The sequence below is a fragment of the Pseudomonas sp. genome (assembly GCF_035554175.1).
GTDB lineage: Bacteria > Pseudomonadota > Gammaproteobacteria > Pseudomonadales > Pseudomonadaceae > Aquipseudomonas.
This window is the reverse complement of sequence record NZ_DATMIV010000023.1, coordinates 124,709-142,544: the sequence shown is the minus strand read 5'-3', so window position 1 is coordinate 142,544 and position 17,836 is coordinate 124,709. Positions and strand designations below refer to the sequence as shown.

The 17,836-nt window shown below is 60.3% G+C and carries 20 protein-coding genes; 7 read left to right on the top strand and 13 right to left on the bottom strand.

All coding sequences use genetic code 11. The features are described from left to right. The first annotated feature begins 10 nt into the window (after positions 1-10). The gene (locus VNV36_RS13050; protein ID WP_325718119.1) at positions 11-1,186 is read left to right on the top strand and encodes a XylR family transcriptional regulator; all 1,176 of its coding nucleotides are present in this window, start codon (positions 11-13) and stop codon (positions 1,184-1,186) included. 13 nt (positions 1,187-1,199) lie between these two features. Here VNV36_RS13050 and VNV36_RS13045 read toward each other — a convergent pair whose 3' ends face one another. Next, positions 1,200-2,366: an MFS transporter gene (locus VNV36_RS13045; protein ID WP_325718118.1), complete on the bottom strand. Its 1,167-nt coding sequence runs from the start codon at positions 2,364-2,366 to the stop codon at positions 1,200-1,202. Between the two features lie 95 nt (positions 2,367-2,461). Here VNV36_RS13045 and VNV36_RS13040 point away from each other — a divergent pair, with 95 nt between their 5' ends. The 3 genes from VNV36_RS13040 to VNV36_RS13030 all read left to right on the top strand — a co-directional run bounded on the left by VNV36_RS13040 (position 2,462) and on the right by VNV36_RS13030 (position 4,688). Then, positions 2,462-3,355 carry a LysR substrate-binding domain-containing protein gene (locus VNV36_RS13040; RefSeq protein WP_325718117.1) on the top strand — a complete coding sequence of 298 codons (894 nt, stop codon included), beginning with the start codon at positions 2,462-2,464 and terminating at the stop codon, positions 3,353-3,355. Between the two features lie 87 nt (positions 3,356-3,442). Continuing rightward, positions 3,443-4,159 (top strand): SDR family oxidoreductase, encoded by a 717-nt coding sequence (locus VNV36_RS13035; RefSeq protein WP_325718162.1) that lies wholly within the window; start codon positions 3,443-3,445, stop codon positions 4,157-4,159. A 73-nt stretch (positions 4,160-4,232) separates the two neighbouring features. Further along, a complete protein-coding gene (locus tag VNV36_RS13030; RefSeq protein ID WP_325718116.1) occupies positions 4,233-4,688 on the top strand; it encodes a GNAT family N-acetyltransferase in 456 nt (151 codons plus the stop codon). Positions 4,689-4,692: 4 nt separating this feature from the next. On the opposite strand, the gene VNV36_RS13025 is transcribed toward VNV36_RS13030, so the two are convergent. From VNV36_RS13025 to VNV36_RS13005, 5 genes are all read right to left on the bottom strand, one after another. Further along, positions 4,693-5,634, bottom strand: a complete 942-nt coding sequence (locus tag VNV36_RS13025) for an AraC family transcriptional regulator (RefSeq protein ID WP_325718115.1) — start codon at positions 5,632-5,634, stop codon at positions 4,693-4,695. An 18-nt stretch (positions 5,635-5,652) separates the two neighbouring features. Continuing rightward, positions 5,653-6,477 carry an oxidoreductase gene (locus VNV36_RS13020; protein WP_325718114.1) on the bottom strand — a complete coding sequence of 275 codons (825 nt, stop codon included), beginning with the start codon at positions 6,475-6,477 and terminating at the stop codon, positions 5,653-5,655. 95 nt (positions 6,478-6,572) lie between these two features. Beyond that, positions 6,573-7,265 carry a hypothetical protein gene (locus VNV36_RS13015; RefSeq protein ID WP_325718113.1) on the bottom strand — a complete coding sequence of 231 codons (693 nt, stop codon included), beginning with the start codon at positions 7,263-7,265 and terminating at the stop codon, positions 6,573-6,575. A 46-nt stretch (positions 7,266-7,311) separates the two neighbouring features. Beyond that, positions 7,312-7,644: a chorismate mutase gene (locus VNV36_RS13010; protein ID WP_325718112.1), complete on the bottom strand. Its 333-nt coding sequence runs from the start codon at positions 7,642-7,644 to the stop codon at positions 7,312-7,314. Positions 7,645-7,678: 34 nt separating this feature from the next. Beyond that, complete coding sequence (locus VNV36_RS13005; protein WP_325718111.1) at positions 7,679-8,530, bottom strand: NAD(P)-dependent oxidoreductase; 852 nt, start codon at positions 8,528-8,530, stop codon at positions 7,679-7,681. A 118-nt stretch (positions 8,531-8,648) separates the two neighbouring features. On the opposite strand from VNV36_RS13005, the gene VNV36_RS13000 reads away from it, so the two are divergent. After that, a complete protein-coding gene (locus tag VNV36_RS13000) occupies positions 8,649-9,509 on the top strand; it encodes a LysR family transcriptional regulator (protein WP_325718110.1) in 861 nt (286 codons plus the stop codon). 1 nt (position 9,510) lies between these two features. Here the strand turns inward: VNV36_RS13000 and VNV36_RS12995 are convergent, their stop codons facing one another. After that, positions 9,511-10,968 carry an MFS transporter gene (locus tag VNV36_RS12995; protein WP_325718109.1) on the bottom strand — a complete coding sequence of 486 codons (1,458 nt, stop codon included), beginning with the start codon at positions 10,966-10,968 and terminating at the stop codon, positions 9,511-9,513. A gap of 222 nt (positions 10,969-11,190) precedes the next feature. On the opposite strand from VNV36_RS12995, the gene VNV36_RS12990 reads away from it, so the two are divergent. Then, positions 11,191-11,949, top strand: coding sequence for an SDR family NAD(P)-dependent oxidoreductase (locus VNV36_RS12990; RefSeq protein WP_325718108.1), 759 nt, complete (start codon positions 11,191-11,193; stop codon positions 11,947-11,949). Positions 11,950-11,959: 10 nt separating this feature from the next. On the opposite strand, the gene VNV36_RS12985 is transcribed toward VNV36_RS12990, so the two are convergent. Genes VNV36_RS12985 through VNV36_RS12975 form a run of 3 tightly spaced genes read right to left on the bottom strand, consistent with a single transcriptional unit; the run spans position 11,960 to position 14,742 of the window. After that, positions 11,960-12,961: an NAD(P)H-quinone oxidoreductase gene (locus tag VNV36_RS12985; RefSeq protein WP_325718107.1), complete on the bottom strand. Its 1,002-nt coding sequence runs from the start codon at positions 12,959-12,961 to the stop codon at positions 11,960-11,962. A 1-nt stretch (position 12,962) separates the two neighbouring features. Next, a complete protein-coding gene (locus tag VNV36_RS12980; RefSeq protein WP_325718106.1) occupies positions 12,963-13,295 on the bottom strand; it encodes a carboxymuconolactone decarboxylase family protein in 333 nt (110 codons plus the stop codon). Positions 13,296-13,305: 10 nt separating this feature from the next. Beyond that, positions 13,306-14,742, bottom strand: a complete 1,437-nt coding sequence (locus VNV36_RS12975) for an NAD-dependent succinate-semialdehyde dehydrogenase (protein WP_325718105.1) — start codon at positions 14,740-14,742, stop codon at positions 13,306-13,308. 213 nt (positions 14,743-14,955) lie between these two features. Here VNV36_RS12975 and VNV36_RS12970 point away from each other — a divergent pair, with 213 nt between their 5' ends. After that, positions 14,956-15,882, top strand: coding sequence for a LysR family transcriptional regulator (locus VNV36_RS12970; protein WP_325718104.1), 927 nt, complete (start codon positions 14,956-14,958; stop codon positions 15,880-15,882). Positions 15,883-15,950: 68 nt separating this feature from the next. Here the strand turns inward: VNV36_RS12970 and VNV36_RS12965 are convergent, their stop codons facing one another. The 3 genes from VNV36_RS12965 to tspO form a co-directional block, all read right to left on the bottom strand. Further along, entirely contained in the window at positions 15,951-16,196 is a 246-nt protein-coding gene (locus VNV36_RS12965; RefSeq protein WP_325718103.1) for a DUF2790 domain-containing protein, read from the bottom strand. Positions 16,197-16,414: 218 nt separating this feature from the next. Further along, positions 16,415-17,395, bottom strand: coding sequence for an alpha/beta hydrolase fold domain-containing protein (locus tag VNV36_RS12960; protein ID WP_325718102.1), 981 nt, complete (start codon positions 17,393-17,395; stop codon positions 16,415-16,417). Then, positions 17,392-17,835, bottom strand: coding sequence for a tryptophan-rich sensory protein TspO (gene tspO, locus VNV36_RS12955; RefSeq protein ID WP_325718101.1), 444 nt, complete (start codon positions 17,833-17,835; stop codon positions 17,392-17,394). Before tspO ends, VNV36_RS12960 begins: the two co-directional genes overlap by 4 nt. Position 17,836 lies beyond the last annotated feature (1 nt).

The window sequence follows — 17,836 nt, the reverse complement described above, 5'->3', positions numbered from 1 at the left end:
CGGATCCTGAATGAAAACCTTACCGCCCGTGCATCGCATCGCCCTGTTGTTCAACGGCAGCAAGATCTATGACCGAGGAATCATCAGCGGCATCGGCAACTACCTGAGCAGCACTCGGGCTTCCTGGGATCTGTTTCTGGAAGAGGATTTTCTCTGTCGCTTGAAGGGCATCGAGCGCTGGCAGGGTGACGGCATCATTGCCGACTTCGACGATCCGCTGATTGGCGAGGCACTGGCCGACATCCATCTGCCGGTGGTGGCGGTGGGTGGATCCTACGAGGATGAGCGCGCCTATCCGAAAGCGATTCCCTACGTCGCCACCGATAACCATGGGTTGATCAGCCTGGCTTACTCGCATCTGGTCGAGGCGGGGTTGCAGCGCTTTGCCTGTTTCAGTCTGCCCCAGGCGCAGGCCAATCGCTGGGCGCAGGAGCGCGAAAAAGCCTTCCGCAAACTGATGCAGCGCGATGACCTGCATGCCGAGATCTATCGCGGCATGGGCACCAGCGCACCGCTGTGGGACAGCGCCGTGGAACAGCTGATCGCCTGGCTGCACAGCCTGCCCAAACCCATCGGCATTATCGCCGTCAGCGATGCCCGCGCCCGGCAACTGTTGCAAGCCTGCCTGACCGCCGGCATCGCCGTGCCCGAACAGGTCGCGCTGATCGGCATCGACAACGACCCGCTGACCCGCAGCCTGACCCGAGTTCCCCTGAGTTCGGTCATTCAGGGCACCGAAACCATGGGTCGCACCGCCGCACAGCTGCTGCACCAGATGCTTCACGGCATGCCGTCCACCGGCACGCAGATTCTGATCCCGCCTGACGCGGTCAACGTACAGGTGTCGAGTCTGCACCAACCGCTGGGCAATCCCTACGTCATGCAAGCGCTGCTGTTCATCCGCCAATATGCCTGCCAGGGCATCAAGACCGCACAAGTGGCGGCGTATGTCGGCGTGTCGCGCTCATCGCTGGAGGCGCACTTTCGTGCCGAGCGCGGCTGCAGCGTGCATGACGAGATTCTGCGTTTCAAACTGGCGGCGGCTACCAATGGACTGAAAAATACTGATTCGGCGATTGCCGATATAGCTCAGGCGTGCGGCTTCAAATCTGCGCAGTATCTGCACACGGTGTTTCGTCGCGAGTTTGGCTGCACGCCGCGTGAGTATCAGCAGGGCGGGGTATAGCGCTGCGAATGGCTCAAGCCACCGCAGCGGCACTGGCTCTGGAACGCCAGGCAAACGCCAACACCATCAGCAGTCCCAGGCCCGCCATTGCCGCGCCGGCCAGGGAAATTGCCGGATAACCCAGCCCGGCGTTGATCACCGCACCGCCCAGCGCCGCACCAATTGCATTGCCAAGATTGAACGCACCGATGTTCACCGCCGAAGCCAGATTGGGCGCGTCCTTGGCCGCTTCCATCACGCGCATCTGCAGCGGCGGCACCAGAGCGAAGCTGGCGATACCCCAGATCAGAATGGCCACGGCGGCCGGCAGCGGCCAGCGCATCAGCACAGTGAACGCCAGCAAGACCAGAATCAGCGCGCTCAGCGACACGATCAGAGTGCGATCGATCGAGCGGTCAGCAGCCTTGCCGCCCCACATGTTGCCCAGCGTCAAGCCGACTCCGAACAGCACCAGCATGGCGGTGATGAAAGCGGTGGAGGCGTGGGCCTCGCTGCTGAGGATCGGCGCGATGTAGGTGAACACGGTAAACATCGCACTTGAGCCGACAACGGTCAGGGCCAGCGCTGCCAGCACCGGGCCCCGGCCCAGCACGCGAATTTCCGCCAGCGCACCCGCACGCTCCGGTGCCTTCAGGTTCGGCAGGGCGAACCACAACGCTGCCATGGTCAACACGCCGAGGCCGGTGATGCCCCAGAACGCAGTGCGCCAGCCGAACAGCTCACCAAACCAGGCCGCCATCGGCACACCGCCAATGGTCGCCAGGGTCAGGCCCATGAACATCGCCGCCACGGCACCGGCGCGTTTTTCCGGTGCGACCACGCTGGCGGCGACCACGGAGCCAACCCCAAAGAACGCACCGTGATTGAGCGAGGTGATCACCCTGGCGACCATCAAGCTGTAGTAATCGGTGGCCAGCGCCGACATCAGGTTCCCAAGAGTGAAAATCGCCATCAGCCCGATCAACAGATAGCGGCGGGGAATCCTGCCGGTGGTCAGGGTCATCAGTGGGGCGCCAAGCAAAACGCCCAAGGCGTAGGCGCTGACCAACAGCCCGGCGGCGGGAATGGAAACCCCGAGATCGGCAGCGATACCGGGCAACATGCCCATCGGTGCGAACTCGGTGACGCCGATGCCAAAGGCGCCGACGGCGAGTGCAACAAGTGGTGGATTGATACGCATGGAAAGTCTCCTCATCTATGCCGCCAATGCTACGATCCATCGTTTTCAGGCGGTAGATAGCGATTTTGGCAATCACCTTTGCGCAAGAGGCACGAATGGACTTCAACGGCAGGTCAGGTGAGATGAGTGTGTTCGTCACCGTGGCGCAGGAGGGCAGCCTCTCAGCGGCTGCGCGTGCGTTGGGGCTAACGCCTTCGGCGGTCAGTCGGATCATCGCCCGCGCCGAACAGCGCCTCGGTACCCGCCTGCTGCTGCGCACCACCCGCACGCTGACTTTTACCGCCGAGGGCGAAGCGTTCCTGCGCGGTGCCCGGCGGATTCTGGCCGACATGGACGAGGTGGAGGAAGCCATTGCCGACCAAGGCGTACCGAGGGGCCGATTGCGCGTCAGCGCCGCCCTTGGCCATGGACGGATGACCATCGTGCCGTTGGTTACAGCCTTCAGTGCCCGTTACCCGAACATCGTCGTCGACCTCAGCCTCGGCGACGAGGTGGTCGACATCCTCGCCGGCCAGGCGGACGTCGCCATACGCTTTGGCCATCTGCCCGACAGCCCACTCACCGCCCGCCGGCTCGGCCACACCGGGCAAGTCGTGGTGGCATCGCCCGATTATCTGCGGCGTCACGGCACTCCTCTCGAACCGGAAGACCTGCTCAAGCACAACTGCCTGCGCTTCAACTTCCGCCGCGCCGAAGCCAACTGGCCGTTTATCCGCGACGGCAAGGAGTTTTCCCTGAAGGTCAGCGGCAACATCGAATGCAGCAGCGGTGAAGCACTGGCCCAATTCGCCAGACTCGGCGCCGGCATCGCGCGCATTGGCGAGTTCACCGTCAGGGAAGACTTGCAGCGCGGCGAGTTGGTCCCGCTGCTGCAAGCCTGGAACCCCGGCGATGAAGAACCGATTCATGCGGTGTTCGTCGGTGGCGCGGCGATGCCGGCGCGGGTGCGGTTGTTTGTGGATTTTTTGTTGGAGAGGCACCGGATGTAGGCGGCGTCTGCGGTCGTTGTCGTGCTGACCATGGTTTGAGTCGACTGTGCTATCAATAGGTTTCGAGTCGATGAGGAGAAGCTGATGATGAGCAACTGCCGAACCGCACTGATAACAGGTGCAACCAAAGGCATTGGTTTCGCGCTCAGTACCCAGTTGCACCAGGCGGGGTGGAACGTGGTCGGTATTGCCCGACATCCGATTGATGATTTTCCCGGGAAGCTGTTGCTCGCGGATTTAAGCGACGTCCAACAGACAGGCAAGATGCTCGGGACTCTGCTGGAGCAGACACCGATTGATGCCGTGGTCAATAACGCAGGCGTTGCGACTGCGCAAAGCCTCGAAACGCTCGATCTGGAAACGCTGCAAAAAGTCTTTGATTTGAATGTCAGAGCCTCCGTGCAAGTTACCCAGGCTTGCTTGCCGTCGCTCAAACGGTCTGCTGCTGGTCGCATCGTCAATGTGTGCAGCCGTGCCATTTATGGCGCCCGTGACAGAACGGCTTACGCTGCTGCAAAAAGCGCTCTGGTCGGCATCACTCGTACATGGGCGCTTGAATTGGCGCCGACGGGCATCACCGTCAATGCCGTCGCGCCAGGCCCTATCGACACCGAGCTTTTTCGCAAAACGCGCCCGGTGGGAAGTGACGGCGAGCGGCAAATAATCTCTACCATTCCGATGCAAAGATTGGGAACGCCCGCCGAAGTTGCCTCGCTCATTACTTTCCTGCTGAGTGCACAAGCTTCGTTCGTGACTGGGCAGGTGATCAGTGTCGATGGTGGCGGAAGCCTCGGAGGTAAATAGCGGACAGGCATATTTTGCGAATTTGCTGCGATAAGTGCGCGGTACATGGAACTGACAAGCAAGGAGCCTTTTGATGAGTATTCAAATACAAATCGCAAAAGATGCGGATGCGCCGGCTATCAGTGAAACGATCATCAAGACGCTCCGTGAGAGCAATGCCCGCGACTATCCACCCGATATCATTGATCGAGTGATTGACAGTTTTTCGCCCTCGAAGATCCTTCGCTTGTTGGCTGAGCGTCAGGTGCTGGTCGCTGCGCTCGACAATCAAATCGTCGCAACGGCAAGTCTCGATCGAGACGTTGTTCGAAGCGTATTTGTCGACCCGGACTTTCAAGGAATGGGTGTCGGAAGACAGCTGATGAAGAGCATTCAATCACTCGCCATGGACGCAGGTTTCCATCTGCTGCGCGTTCCTTCCTCAGTCACCGCAGAAGGCTTCTATGCTTCGCTCGGCTTCAAGAAAGTCAGAGATGAATTTCATCAGGAGGAGCGCACGATCATCATGGCGAAGACGCTGGCACGTTAAAAGATCAATGCGAAGACACAAACGGCGACGCAGTCGCCGGTGCTGGCAGCGCATAGGCCTGTTTCATCCACGCCACTTCCGCTAGCGGTGTGCGGCCGAAGAGGCGTTTGAAGTCGCGGCTGAATTGCGAGGCGCTTTCGTAACCGACCAGAAACGCCGATTTCGCGGCGGTCAGGTCGTTGCGCAGCATCAGCAATCGCGCCTGGTGCAATCGCGTCGACTTCAGATACTGCATCGGCGAGGAATCGGTGACCTTGCGAAAGTGCAGATGAAAATTCGGCACGCTCATCTGCGCCTCTTCGGCGAGGGTTTCTACGTCGAGGTGCTGGTGATAGCAACTGTGGATCTTGTGGATGGCGCGGGTCACTTTGCCGAACTGGCCTTGTTGCGCGATAGCGGCGCGCAGGGTGCCACCTTGTTCGCCTGTGAGGATGCGGTAGTAGAGCTCGCGCAGCATCGCCGGGCCAAGGATTCGCGCATCGGCATCGTTGCTCATCACTTCAAGAAAGCGCAGGGTCGATTGGCGTAGCGGTTCGTCCAGAGGCGAGGCGTACATGCCCGTCGGCTGGGCTGTGGGGAAATCCCACAGTTCATCCACCTGCTGAATCAGCTCGCCAGCCAGGGCGAAATCCAGACGCATGTACACCGCCAGCATTGGCTCGGCCTCGCTGGCGTCGGTTTCCATGGTGAAGGGCACCGGCACCGACACCACCAAATAATGCTGAGCGTCGTAGACATAGATTTCCTCGCCGAGATAGCCGCGTTTACGCCCCTGACAAAGGATGACGATGCCCGGTTCATACAGCACCGGCGTGCGGGTCAGTGGTCGGTTGGAACGCAGGAAACGCACATCGTCCAGTGGGCTGAGGTTGTAGCCTTCCAGTGGTGCGAGCTGGTTCATCAACTGGACCATGCGCGCCGTGGTTGGATCTTTCGGATCAAGCATTAAGGTTCTCCGCATCGCTCAGCTATCTGTCGAGCGGCTGAGCGCTTGCCATTGCTCAATACTCTCCGCCGTCTGCTGCAACTTGTCACGCACCAGTGCCAAGGCATCGCTGCCTAGCAACAAGTGAGCGGGGGGATTTGGACTGTCGATTATCGTCAACATAGCGCGTGCGGCTTTCTGCGGATCGCCCAACTGATGGCCGCTTTTCTCCTCGCGGGCCTTGCGCACCGGATCAAAACTTTCGTCGTAATCACCGATACTGCGCGGCGTGCGCTGCATTGAGCGGCCGGCCCAGTCGGTGCGAAATGAACCCGGCGCCACAGCGGTGACAAAAATACCGAAGGGCGCAAGCTCCTTGCTCAGCGTATCGGAGATGCCCTCCAGGGCAAATTTGCTGCCGCAGTACCAAGCGATTCCCGGCATGGTGATATGGCCACCCATGGAGGTGATATTGAGGATGTGCCCCGCGCGCCGCTGGCGAAAATACGGCACGAACGCCTTGGTCACCGCCACCGCGCCAAAGACATTGACGTCGAACTGGCGGCGCATCTCCTCCAGCGATGACTCTTCGAAAATCCCTTCGTGGCCATAACCTGCGTTGTTGACCAGCACATCCACCGGGCCGTGGCGATCCTCAATACCGGCGACCACCAAGTCGATGACATTGAAATCGGTAACGTCCAGCAGCACGCCGTGGGCCCGCTCGGGCGATAACGTCTCAAAGGCTTCGAGCGCGGATTCGCTGCGAACCGTGCCAATGATCCTATGGCCTTGGGCAAGTGCCTCCTTGGCCAAAGCCTGACCAAAGCCGCTGCTGACACCGGTGACGAAAAGGGTCTTCATGGATCTGTACTCCTGCAGGCGATTGGAGAGGCCATGCTAGGAAGGGTGACGCTGTTGAGCTATGCCGGATCGGATTCAAGTATTGCCTGATCCTATCAATCAGGTCTTGGACGGAGGTTTTCAGCGCTCGCACCAGAAAAGTCTTCGCCGTCACCTCGAAATATTTCTGCGTAGAGCCGAGCGACTGCCGGGGTGAGGTTTTGCTCAGAGGGAATAAGAAAGTCCGCGGGTGGGGCGAGGCGTTTTACGTAGATGACTTCGTAAACCCTGCGCACGACTCCGGGCTCTGTTTCTTCTTGGTCGAGGCCAGGCATGATCCCTACGGCTTTGTAACCGGCGTGCTCCAGTGCTTGTTGCATATACGGCGTGCGGGTTGTTGCCATGCCATAGATCAGACCCGCGCCCATGAACGTGCCGATTTTTTCTCCCAGGTCCTGGGCCGCAACGGCCAGTCTGGCTCGTCGGTGCGGTTTGGCTACCGCGCCCACCCGCCCGAAAATAACGTCAGCGCCGTCCATTTTTTCCCACGTGGCGATGGCGACAATTTCACCATTGTGGCGGACGACGATAGCGAATATTCCTCGCTCCGGATCGTCTTCGAGCACCACGTTGTCTGCGTAGAACGGCTGGTCCAGAAACGGGCTTCCCAACCCTACCGAAATGGAGGGAAACCATGTACGGAAAAAATCCGTCGCGACATTGATTTCCTCACGTTTCAGGTAATCCCAACTGTAGCCAGAGGGCAGGTCGGTGAAGCTGCGAATTTGCTCGATCGTTGGCCATTTCATGCGGTTCTGCTCGTTTGTCTGATTGCTTCTATAAGTGGCGCCGGGGTCAGGCCCGAGGGTTAGGGTTGTTGGCGGGTTTCGGCTCATGCCTGGCGGCGATCTGTCTGTGGCGCTCGACCACTTCGCCGATGACGAACTGCATCAGCCTCTGCACGAGGGCGCTGTCCAGGTCGGCCTCTTGCGCAAGTACTGCCAGACGTTGGAATTGCTGCTGCTCTCTGGCCTGGTCTACCGCAGGCAACTGATATCGGGCTTTGAGCAACCCGACCTCATCGGTACAGCGAAACCGTTCCGCGAGCATGTGGATGAGGGCGGCGTCGATATTGTCGATGGTTTTTCTGAATGTTGAGAGTTGACGCGCGATGCCGGAGTTTTCCATGAATGGCCTCGTGACAGTTGTTCCAAAGAGCTTCTTAGTGATTCGTCTGCTGAGCGAAAACAGACCAGTCCTTTTCGCCATCCCCCCTGGCTACCGCCGACGTCATTTTCAGTCGCACGGCATCTGCCGCAGGCAGTTCCAGGTTCTTGAGACGACCGGCATCAATCGCCAGATTTATATCCTTGAGGCCAAGCGACAGTTTGAAACCCGGTTCAAAACTGTGGTTGACGACGTTCTGCCCATAGCGTTGATAACTGGGGCAGGCAAACAGAGTCTGGGTCATCAGCCTGATGAAAATCGAAGGGCTCAGTCCGTGGCGTTGAACGAGTCCGCTTGCTTCGCCCAGCGACTGGATGGCTTGGGTGATCATCATGTTGCCGGCGATTTTCGCGATACACGCCTGTTCAGGTTGATCGCCCAGGTACCAGGTGTTTTTTCCGAGCAGATCGAACAGCGGTTGGACGGTCGAGACAGCCGCCTGCGATCCGGCCGCCAGGATATTCAACTCGCCTTTAGCCGCGACTGCGGGCACGCCGAAGACCGGTGCCGCGATCAATGCCATGCCGACCGCTTCGTGTTCGCGCTGCAACTCCAACATCAGCGAAGGCGACAAGGTCGACATCACGACATGCACGCAAGCCTTGTCTGCATGCTCCAGAGCAGCGCTGGAGAGCAGCACTCGCCTGACGGCGGCATCATCGGCCAGCAGGCTGATGACGACTTCTCGCTGAAACGCCGAGGCCGGCGATTCGAGCACGCTGATGCCTTCAAGATCCTTGATCGCCGCGTGACTGCGGTTCCACACCGAGACGTGATGGCCAGCCCGCACGAGCCGTGGAATGATCGCTCTGCCCAGGCTTCCCGCTCCGATAAAACCAATCTTCATTTGCAGTCTCCGGTGGGTATTCGACGACGGTGAATGCAGACAAGTATGTAGGGCGCGGGATTGCTACGGCACTGTCATTGCTGCACTCTCACTGTTCATTTTTGTACGGGGGCAGAGCATGGACTGGAGTGATGTGCGAGTCTTTCTCGCGATTGCCCGCAGCGGGTCATTGGGCGCTGCCGCCAAGCTGTTGGGTGTTAGCCATCCGACCGTCGGGCGGCGTTTGCAAGTGCTTGAACAGTCCAGTGGCCAGCCCATTTTCCTGCGTACCACCCAAGGTCTGGTGCTGACCGACAGCGGAGAGAAGCTGCTCAGCCTGGCGCAGGAAATGGAGCAGAGTGCGCTGGCCATCGAAAGGCGCCTCGCGGGGGACAGCGCACAGCCCGAGGGTGTGTTGCGCATTTCCTGCGCTGACTGGTTTGCCTGTTATGTGCTCGCTCCGGTGCTGAGTGAACTGGGGCGACGCTATCCGTTGATCGTGCCCGAGGTTATTGCCGGACATCGTTTGTTTGACCTGGCTCGTCGCGACGCTGACATCGCGTTTCGAATCGTTCCTTTCACCGAAGCCGATATCGTGCACCGCAAGCTTGTCTCCCTGAGCTATGGGTTGTACGCGGCGGTCGGATCGCCTGATCCCGAGCCGAATGGCGGCGGGGTGGGTTTGATTACCATGAGTGTTGCCCAGTCTCATTATCCTGACGTGCAGTGGCTGCAGCAGCGTTACCCTCTGGCGCGTACCGTGTTCACCAGTAGCAGCCGCACGGTTCAGGCGCAAATGTGCGCGCAAGGGCAGGGCGTTGCGGTATTGCCGCGCGTTTTGGGCGACCGGTTGACGGCTCTGCGACTGATCGATTCGGATGAACCGCCACCGGGCCGCGACATTTGGATGGGCTACCACCAGGACATGCGCCAGATGGACAGCCTTCGCGCCTTGGCCGACCTTGCTTCCATGATGACCGGCACTCAGGCAGGCGGGTGATTCACTCTGCCGGGTGCATGGCTGCCGTTTGCAGTGCCGCAGCAGGTTGGCGCGCAAGGGTCAGGCTCAGTCCCGCGCCTACCGCCACGCATGCGGCGATGCACAGTATGGAGACGGTGAAGGCGTGGGTGATGGCGGCCGCATCCGTGTCCGTGCCCAGAAGCGTATAAAAAATGCCGCCGATGATCGCTACACTCAGTGATGTGCTGATTTGCAGGGTGGAACTGGTGATGCCCGCAATCATTCCGGCATACGCCGGTGCCACGCGTCCTGTGATCATGCGCATCAATGTCGGAAGGGCCAGTCCTTGTCCTAAGCCGATCAGAAAGAGTATGGCGGCAAGTGACAGCACAGGGGGCATGACGGCCGTCGGTGTGTGCGCCACGAGCCAGGCCAACAGCACGAAGCCCAGCACTTCGAGCGCCATTGCGAAGGGATTCACGTACGAGCCCAGCAAACGCCGGAATTGCTGGGTGGCGAGCGGCCCCAGCAAGAAACCCGCACCGAAGGGAAGGAAGACCAGACCTGCGCTGAGTGGGCTCGTCTGCAGTGCTCCCTGTAAATAAATGGAAAACAGCAGGAAGAACACGCCGATCGCGTAGAAGGTCAGCGCGACCAGCAATGATCGGCCCAGGCCGGGCGCTCGAAGTGCGGCAGGATTGAGCAGAGGTGACCCTTGCGCTTGATGCAACCGGGTTTCGTAGCGCCAGAACAGCCAGGCCAGCAGTGGCACCGCCGCCAGCGATAGCCAGGCCCACAACGGCCAGCCCGCTTCACGCCCTTCGATCAGTGGAACGATCAGCGCCGCAAGCGTCACCATCGACAACAGCGTTCCGCCCATATCCAGCTTGCTGGACTGGGGGGCACGGGTTTCCTTGACCACGGGAATGGCGATCAGAATGACCAGCAACGCAACCGGTAGATTCACCAGAAATATCGCCCGCCAGCCCAGGTCCATCAGGTTGAGCGAGATCAGAATCCCGCCAAGCGCCTGGCCGATTACCGACGCCAGGCCAAACACCGCGCCATACAGGCTCAACGCCAAGGGTTTTTCCGACTCAGGGAATATCGCCTGCACTGAAGCGAGTGCCTGCGGCGCCATGACGGCGGCCGTCACGCCTTGCAGCGAGCGTCCGGCGATCAACACCCAGGGTGACTCGGCGACACCGCAGATCAGTGAGGCGACGGCAAAGCCAATCAGGCCGACGAAGAACATTCTCATGCGGCCAAAGATGTCACCAAGCCGTCCGCCGGTGATCAGCGTCACGGCATACAGCGCCGCATAAGAAGAGATGATCAACTGCTCAGCGGAGGAGGCCGTGCCCAGCGATTGCTGGATGGAAGGCAGCGCTACGTTGACGATGAAAAAGTCCAGCGGCGGCAAGAATGCACCGACCAACAAGATGGCGAACATCAGCCAGCGTCGCGGTTGCGGGAGGGCTGCTTTTTTTTGAGGCATAAGGTCTCCTTTCTGCAACCCTTCGGCTCCAGAATATTCTCGATTGCGGGTGATGCTTGGAGTCAGCTGACTTCAATCTAAACGATCAAACCTTCGCTGACGCCTCACATAATTGAACGGCCAATGTTCATTTATGGCAGTGCCGCTGCGCCCCTGACTCCTCGCAAAATGGCCGGACTGTGGCTCCAGTCGAGCCACACAACCGAGATTGAGGAGTCAGTTATGTCAGGTAAATTCGCTGGTCAGGTCGCTGTCGTCACCGGCGCGTCCACCGGAATCGGGTTTGCGATTGCACAGGGTTTGATTACCGAGGGCGCCAGGCGCGTTTACCTCACCGGGCGCTCGGCAGCCACGCTGGAGACGGCGGTGGCCAAGCTTGGCGATAGAGCGGTCGCGGTCATTTCCGATGTCGCCCGCCAGGCTGATCTCGATAGGCTCAGGGCGACGATCGAGGCGCGCGACGACCAACTGGACTGCGTGTTTGCCAACGCGGGCATTTGCGAAAAGAACCCGCTGGGCGAGACCACTGAAGCCGCCTATTTCAACCTGTTCGACATTAACGTCAAGGGGGTCTTTTTTACCGTGCAGACGTTGATGCCATTACTGAAAAATGGCGCGTCGATCGTACTGACGGCCTCTATCTGTTCCAGCAATGGCATGGAAGGACTGAGCCTCTACAACGCGTCCAAAGCCGCGGTACGTTCCTTTGCCAGGACTTGGGCCAACGAACTCAAAGGTCGCAAGATTCGAGCGAATGTCCTGAGCCCCGGTTTCACCCGCACGCCGCTGATGGACAACGGCTTGAAGATGAGCGAAAGTGACGTCGCCGTGCTGCGCCAGCACGTCGAGCAGATCACGCCACTGGGATACATGGCCGAGCCTGAAGAAATCGCCTCGTCGGCGCTGTTCCTGGCATCCGCCGATGCGAAATATGTCAACGGTGTGGAATTGATGGTTGACGGCGGCCTGTCGCAGATCTGAACAACCTGCCTTAGCGCAAATCCTCGGCCTGCATCGTCAGGATAATCTTCCCGACGTTCTGCGAAGACTCCATCCGCCGATGGGCGTCGGCTGCGCGGGACAGCGGGAAGGTGCTGTCCACCACCGGTTCCAGACTCGCGGCGCCGGCGAAGCGTCCAAGCCAGTGTTCGCGAAAGCGCTTGATCATCGCGTGCTTCTCCGGCTGCGTGCGCGACTTCATCACCGTGCCGATGATTTGCAGGTGCCGATAGAGTATGTGCTCCAGCTCCACGTCGACCTTGCCGCCGCCGCCGAGGATGCCGACCTGGACAAGACGACCACCGTGGGCCAGCGAGGCGAGGTTGCGCGCAAAGTAAGGCGCGCCGACGAAGTCAATGATCACATCGACGCCGCGACCCTGGGTTTTGTCGGCGATGACTTGCGCGAAATCCTCGCTCTTGTAGTCAATGGCCACATCGGCACCCAAGTGTTCGACACGCGACAGCTTGCTGCCTTCGGTGGTCGCGTACACCGTGGCGCCTGTGGCGTAGGCCAGTTGCACGGCAGCGGAACCGACGCCACCGGCGGCGGCATGGATCAGCACCGAGTCACCTGACTTGAGTCGGGCCAGGTGCAGCATCGCTTCGTGGGCAGTGACGAACACTTCGGGAATCGCCGCTGCGTGCACATAGTCGAGCTGCGCCGGAATCGGCATGGCCATGCGGTAGTCGATGCGCGCCAGTTCGGCGTAGGCGCCGCCGCCGACCACGCCCATCACCCGGTCACCGACGGCGAATCCGCTGGCCTCGCTGCCGGCCTCCAGCACTTCCCCGGCAATCTCCAGGCCGATGATCAAAGAGTCGCCGAAGTTCGCATGGCCGTAGCCGCCGGTTCGGTGGGTCAGGTCGGCACGGTTCACGCCGGCCGCGTAGACGCGCACCAGCAGGTCGGTCGGGCGCACATCAGGGTTGGGTGCTTCGCCGAGTTGCAGCACTTCTGCCGAACCGAATTCTTTCAGGTTGATGGCTTTCATCTCAGCGTTGCTCCGTGTCGGCAAGGGTGGCATTGGCGATCGCCGAGGCAGTGATGGCGCCCGGGAATCCGACGTAAAAGGCCAGGTGAGTGATCGCCGCCGACAACTCTTCATGGCTCACGCCATTTCTCACGGCACGGCGCAGGTGCGCGGGCAATTCTTCACAGTGGCCGCCGGCAATCAGCGCGGCGACAGTGATCAGGCTGCGCTCGCGGGGTGCCAATGCGGGGTCACTCCAGATCTGCGGGTACAACGTTGAGTCAACCAATTGCGCCAGTTTCGGGGTGAAGGCGCGGGCGGCTTCGCGTGGGCTGCTGAAATCGATAGTCGACATGGAAATCCCCTTAAACCTGGCTGATGAATTTGTTGGTGAGGTAGTGCTCGATGCCTTCGATGCCGCCTTCGGAACCGTGGCCGCTTTCCTTCATACCGCCGAACGGCAGCTCGGTGGCGACGATGCGGTACTGGTTGATGCCGATCATTCCGGCTTCCAGGCCATCGGCCACGTCGACCGCGGTGCGCGCATTGGACGTGAATGCGTAGGCCGAGAGGCCGTAGGGCAGGCGGTTGGCTTCTTGCAACCCGTCGCTCAGTTCATCGAAAGGCATCAGCACGGCAATGGGGCCAAAGGGTTCTTCGTGCATGACTCGCGCATTCATCGGCACATCGGCCAATACGGTGGGCTGAAAGAAGAAGCCCGCGCCCGGCAACGCTTCGCCACCGGCCAGCACCCGCGCGCCTTTCCCGACGGCGTCGGCGATCAGTTGCTCCATCTTCGCCAGTTGCCGTGGGTTGGCGAGCGGCCCGACCTGGGTTTGCGGATCCATGCCATCGCCGATTTTCAATGCCTGGGTGGCCGCGACGAAGTGCTCGACAAACTCGGCATAGGCCTTGCGCTGGATCAGGAAGCGAGTCGAGGAAATACACACCTGACCGGTGCCGCGAAAGCGATTGGCGACGCCTTCCACAGCAGCCTTTTCGATGTCGGCGTCGGCAAATACCAGCACCGGGCCGTGGCCGCCCAGTTCCAGAGTGATCGGCTTGACACCTTCGGCAGCGCGGGCCGACAACAGCCGACCGATTGGCACCGAACCGGTGAAGGTCACTTTGCGAATGATCGGTGAGGCAATCAGATGGCTTGAAACTTGATCCGGCACGCCGAACACCACTTGCAGCACGCCCTTCGGCAGGCCGGCATCGTCCAGAGCCCGGGCCAGGGCCAGCGCGGTGGAAGGGCTTTCCTCGCCGGGCTTGAGCACCACACTGCAACCGGCGGCCAGCGCTGCCGAGAGCTTGCGCGCCGGGGTGATGGCCGGGAAATTCCACGGTGTGAATGCTGCGACCGGGCCAATCGCCTGGCGTTTGACCAATTGCAATACACCCGGACGATTGGCCGGCACGACGCGGCCGTCGATGCGTCGTGCGCTTTCGGCGAACCACTCGAAATATTCCGCCGCGCGGGTGACTTCATCGAGGCTTTCGCGCAGTGGCTTACCTTCTTCCAGCGTCATCTGCGCAGCGATCTGCGGAGCGCGTTCGAGGAGCAGGTCGGCGGCGCGCTTGAGGATTTTTGCGCGTTGGTCCGGCACGGTCTGGCGCCATTGTTCGAAGCTCAGTCGGGCCACTTCGAGGGCGTGATCCAGATCGTCGGCGGTGGCGAGTGGAACCTGGCCGATTTCCTCGCCGGTTGCCGGATTGACCACGGCAGCGGTCGCGCGGCCTTGAGCAGTGAGCCATTGACCACCGATGAAGAGATACAGCGGATCGTAAGGAGTGTTCATGGATGTCGCCTTCATAGTTGCAGGATTGAGTTCGGCGCCTTGTACGCGGTGGTTCAGGCGTCCCGTGGAATCCAGTCTATGGAAGGCGTGCCGTTTGATTTAGCCGGCCACGAGGGAATCATTGTTGTCCCAGAAGGTAATATCGAGCGCAGGAGCGAGCGTGTAGCATCCGACCTTATCCGCAGTGGATGGCAGGTCTACAGGACGATCAGGATGGACAAACTTTCAAACATGTCGGTGTACATCAAGGTGGTCGAAATGGGCAGTTTCACTGCCGTGGCCAACCATCTCGACTCCACTGTCGGCAACGTTTCGCGTGCGGTTTCGGCATTGGAAAACACACTCGACACACGCCTGCTACAGCGCTCGACCCGGCGCCTCTCGGTAACCGACGCGGGCCGCAGGTTCTACGAGCGTTGCGTCAAAATACTCGCCGACCTGGAAAGTGCCGAAGCCGAGGCGAGCAATGCAGCTCTTCTACCGCGAGGGACGTTACGGGTGCATTGCGTGCCCGGACTGGCGCGGCAATTGGTGACCGGTGCAGTGCTGGAATATCGCCAGGCCTTCCCCGACGTAACCGTTGACCTGATGCTCTCCCAGCGCATGCCCAATCTGCTTGAGGATCAGTTGGACGTATCGATCCTCATCGCGCGCACGCTGCCGGACTCGGCGTATGTCAGCCAGAAGATCGGCGTCAGTCATTGCGTGCTGGTAGCCTCACCAGAGTACCTGGCGCGACATGGTGCACCCCAGACACCGGAACAACTTTGCGATCATCAATGCCTGCTGCTCGGAACCGTGGATTACGTGCGCGATGAGTGGCAGCTCAAAAGCAAGGCGGGCGACGCGACGTTCATCCCGAGTGGACCAAGTTTCAGCGTGAATGACATGGACGCAATGGCTGTGGCCATTCGCGAAGGGGCGGGGATTGGTCTGCTGGCGGGCTTCACTGCGATTGAAGATTTGCGTGCCGGCAGGCTGGTGCGGGTGTTGTCTGATTACCACACCTACGAGCGCAATGTTTACGCGGTCTATACGTCTCGCCAATTTGTCGATGCGAAGATCACGCGATTCGTCGATACCTTGAAAACGCGGGTAGGCGCGCAGTTGGCGAGCACTGCTCAGGAGCTTGTCGATTGAAGGTAAAAGCATTTGCGTCTCAGCGAGGCCACTCTGAGACGCAATGGGTGTGCGAGGTAAGGGCTTGATCAGCCGTTGCTGCAGCCGCCCATGACCTCGTATTGCAGGATGTGCTGCTGGCCTTTAGAGTCCTGATAAGTCATGTGCATCGGCACTACGGCGCAGACATCGGGCACGGGATCTTCCGAGATGATTTTGGCGACGTCGAGGTGACTGGCGTAGGTGTATTGCCCGACGGGTGGCGGAGCCGAATCCTGAGCCATGACCACTGAGCTGAAGCCGAAAAGTGCGAGGACGAACATTGAGATTTTCATGGGGATATTCCTTCTGAAGTCGAGTGTGCTGCTGAAGCGAACTCTATGCGGCGGCTGGCAGGGGAAACAGGCGCGGATCTGGTAAAGACTGTTTTCGATTTGAAGCACAATCGGAATGTGCGCAACGATCGCGCAATATTCAGTGCAAATAAAAGGCGCCGGTAAGGGCGCCTTTTATTTGTCGCGGTCTGTATGGCTCGCCATGCAATCGGCAGCTACTAAAGCGTCGGGCTGATGTCGGCGGACTTGATCGAGTAGCTTGCCACTTGCGCCGCGATCCATTTCCGGCTGTAAGCCAGCACATGGTCAGCGGTGGCCGTAGGGAAGTGAATGAATCCATGCGGACACTCCGGCAGCACGTACATCTGCACCGGCGCTGCGTGTCGCCAGTGCTCAGCGATGAGCCGCGTGTCATCAAGCAGTGGATCGAGGTCGCCGGCAAACAGCAACGCCGGTGGCAATCCGGTGAAATCGCCATACAGCGGCGACAGCGGTGGCTGGCGTCGTTGTTCGTCGCTCATATCCGGCGTGAGCAGGCGCAGCGCATCGACCATGCCGGGGCCGTCGAGCACCAATGTATTGGCTGGCGCGTTGCGTACGCTCGGCGTGCCGGTCAGGTCGTAGACGCCGTAATACAGCAGTGCACCGCAGATTCGTTGCAGCAAATCGGGCGAGGATTTGAGGGCGAGCAGGGTGGCCGCCGCCAGATGCCCGCCGGCCGATTCGCCGACTATCACCGCGGGCAATCCGGCAAATTCATGATCGTTCAAGATGCCACGCGTGGCGCGCAGACAATCTTCCAGCAAGCCCTCGATCGGCGTCGACACCGCCAGCCGATAATCGACGGACACCACCGCCACGTCGCAGGTTCGGACGATGGCGATGTTGAAGTTGTCATCCATCTGCGCGTTGCCGATCACCCAGCCGCCGCCGTGAACATCCACTACCACGGCTTTGGCCTTGCCCTTGGGGCGGATGATGCGTACGGGCACCGTGTCGATGATCTTGCGTTCAGCCGTCAGACCATGCCGGTGCAATTTGCCGGCGCCGCCGATCTGACCCACCCGCAACAGTGCTTGAATCAGCCGTGGGGTGAGTCGATTGCGGAGCTTGAAGCGTGGCAGCCAGGCGAGCTTCCTGTTGAATGCACGCACTTGCGCCAACTCGCGCTCGCCTTGCGGCCATGGGAAATCGCTCACAGGCGATTCTTCATCAGGATCGAGCAGTTCAGCGCCGCCGCCACACTCAGCCACGCCAGATACGGAAACAGAATCAGCCCGGTGACTACGTCCAGTTGCAGGGCGAGTACCATCATCGCCGCGACCACCAGCCACAGGATCGCCAGAATCACCAGCGCCGCCAGCACCTGATGCGCGCCGAAGAACACCGGCGTCCACAGCGTATTCAGGGCAATCTGCGCCGCCCACAGGGCCAGCACGGTTTGACTGCCGGGGATCAGGCTCAGGCGATAACCGGCCCAGGCCAGCAGCAGATAGATGATTGTCCACGCTACGGGAAAGGCCCAGTTGGGCGGGGTGAAAGAGGGTTTGGTCAGCGCCTCGTACCACGGGCCGGGTTTGAACATCACGCCGGTAGTTGCCGCCGCTGCGCAGGCCAGAAGGAAAATGAAAAAGGTCATT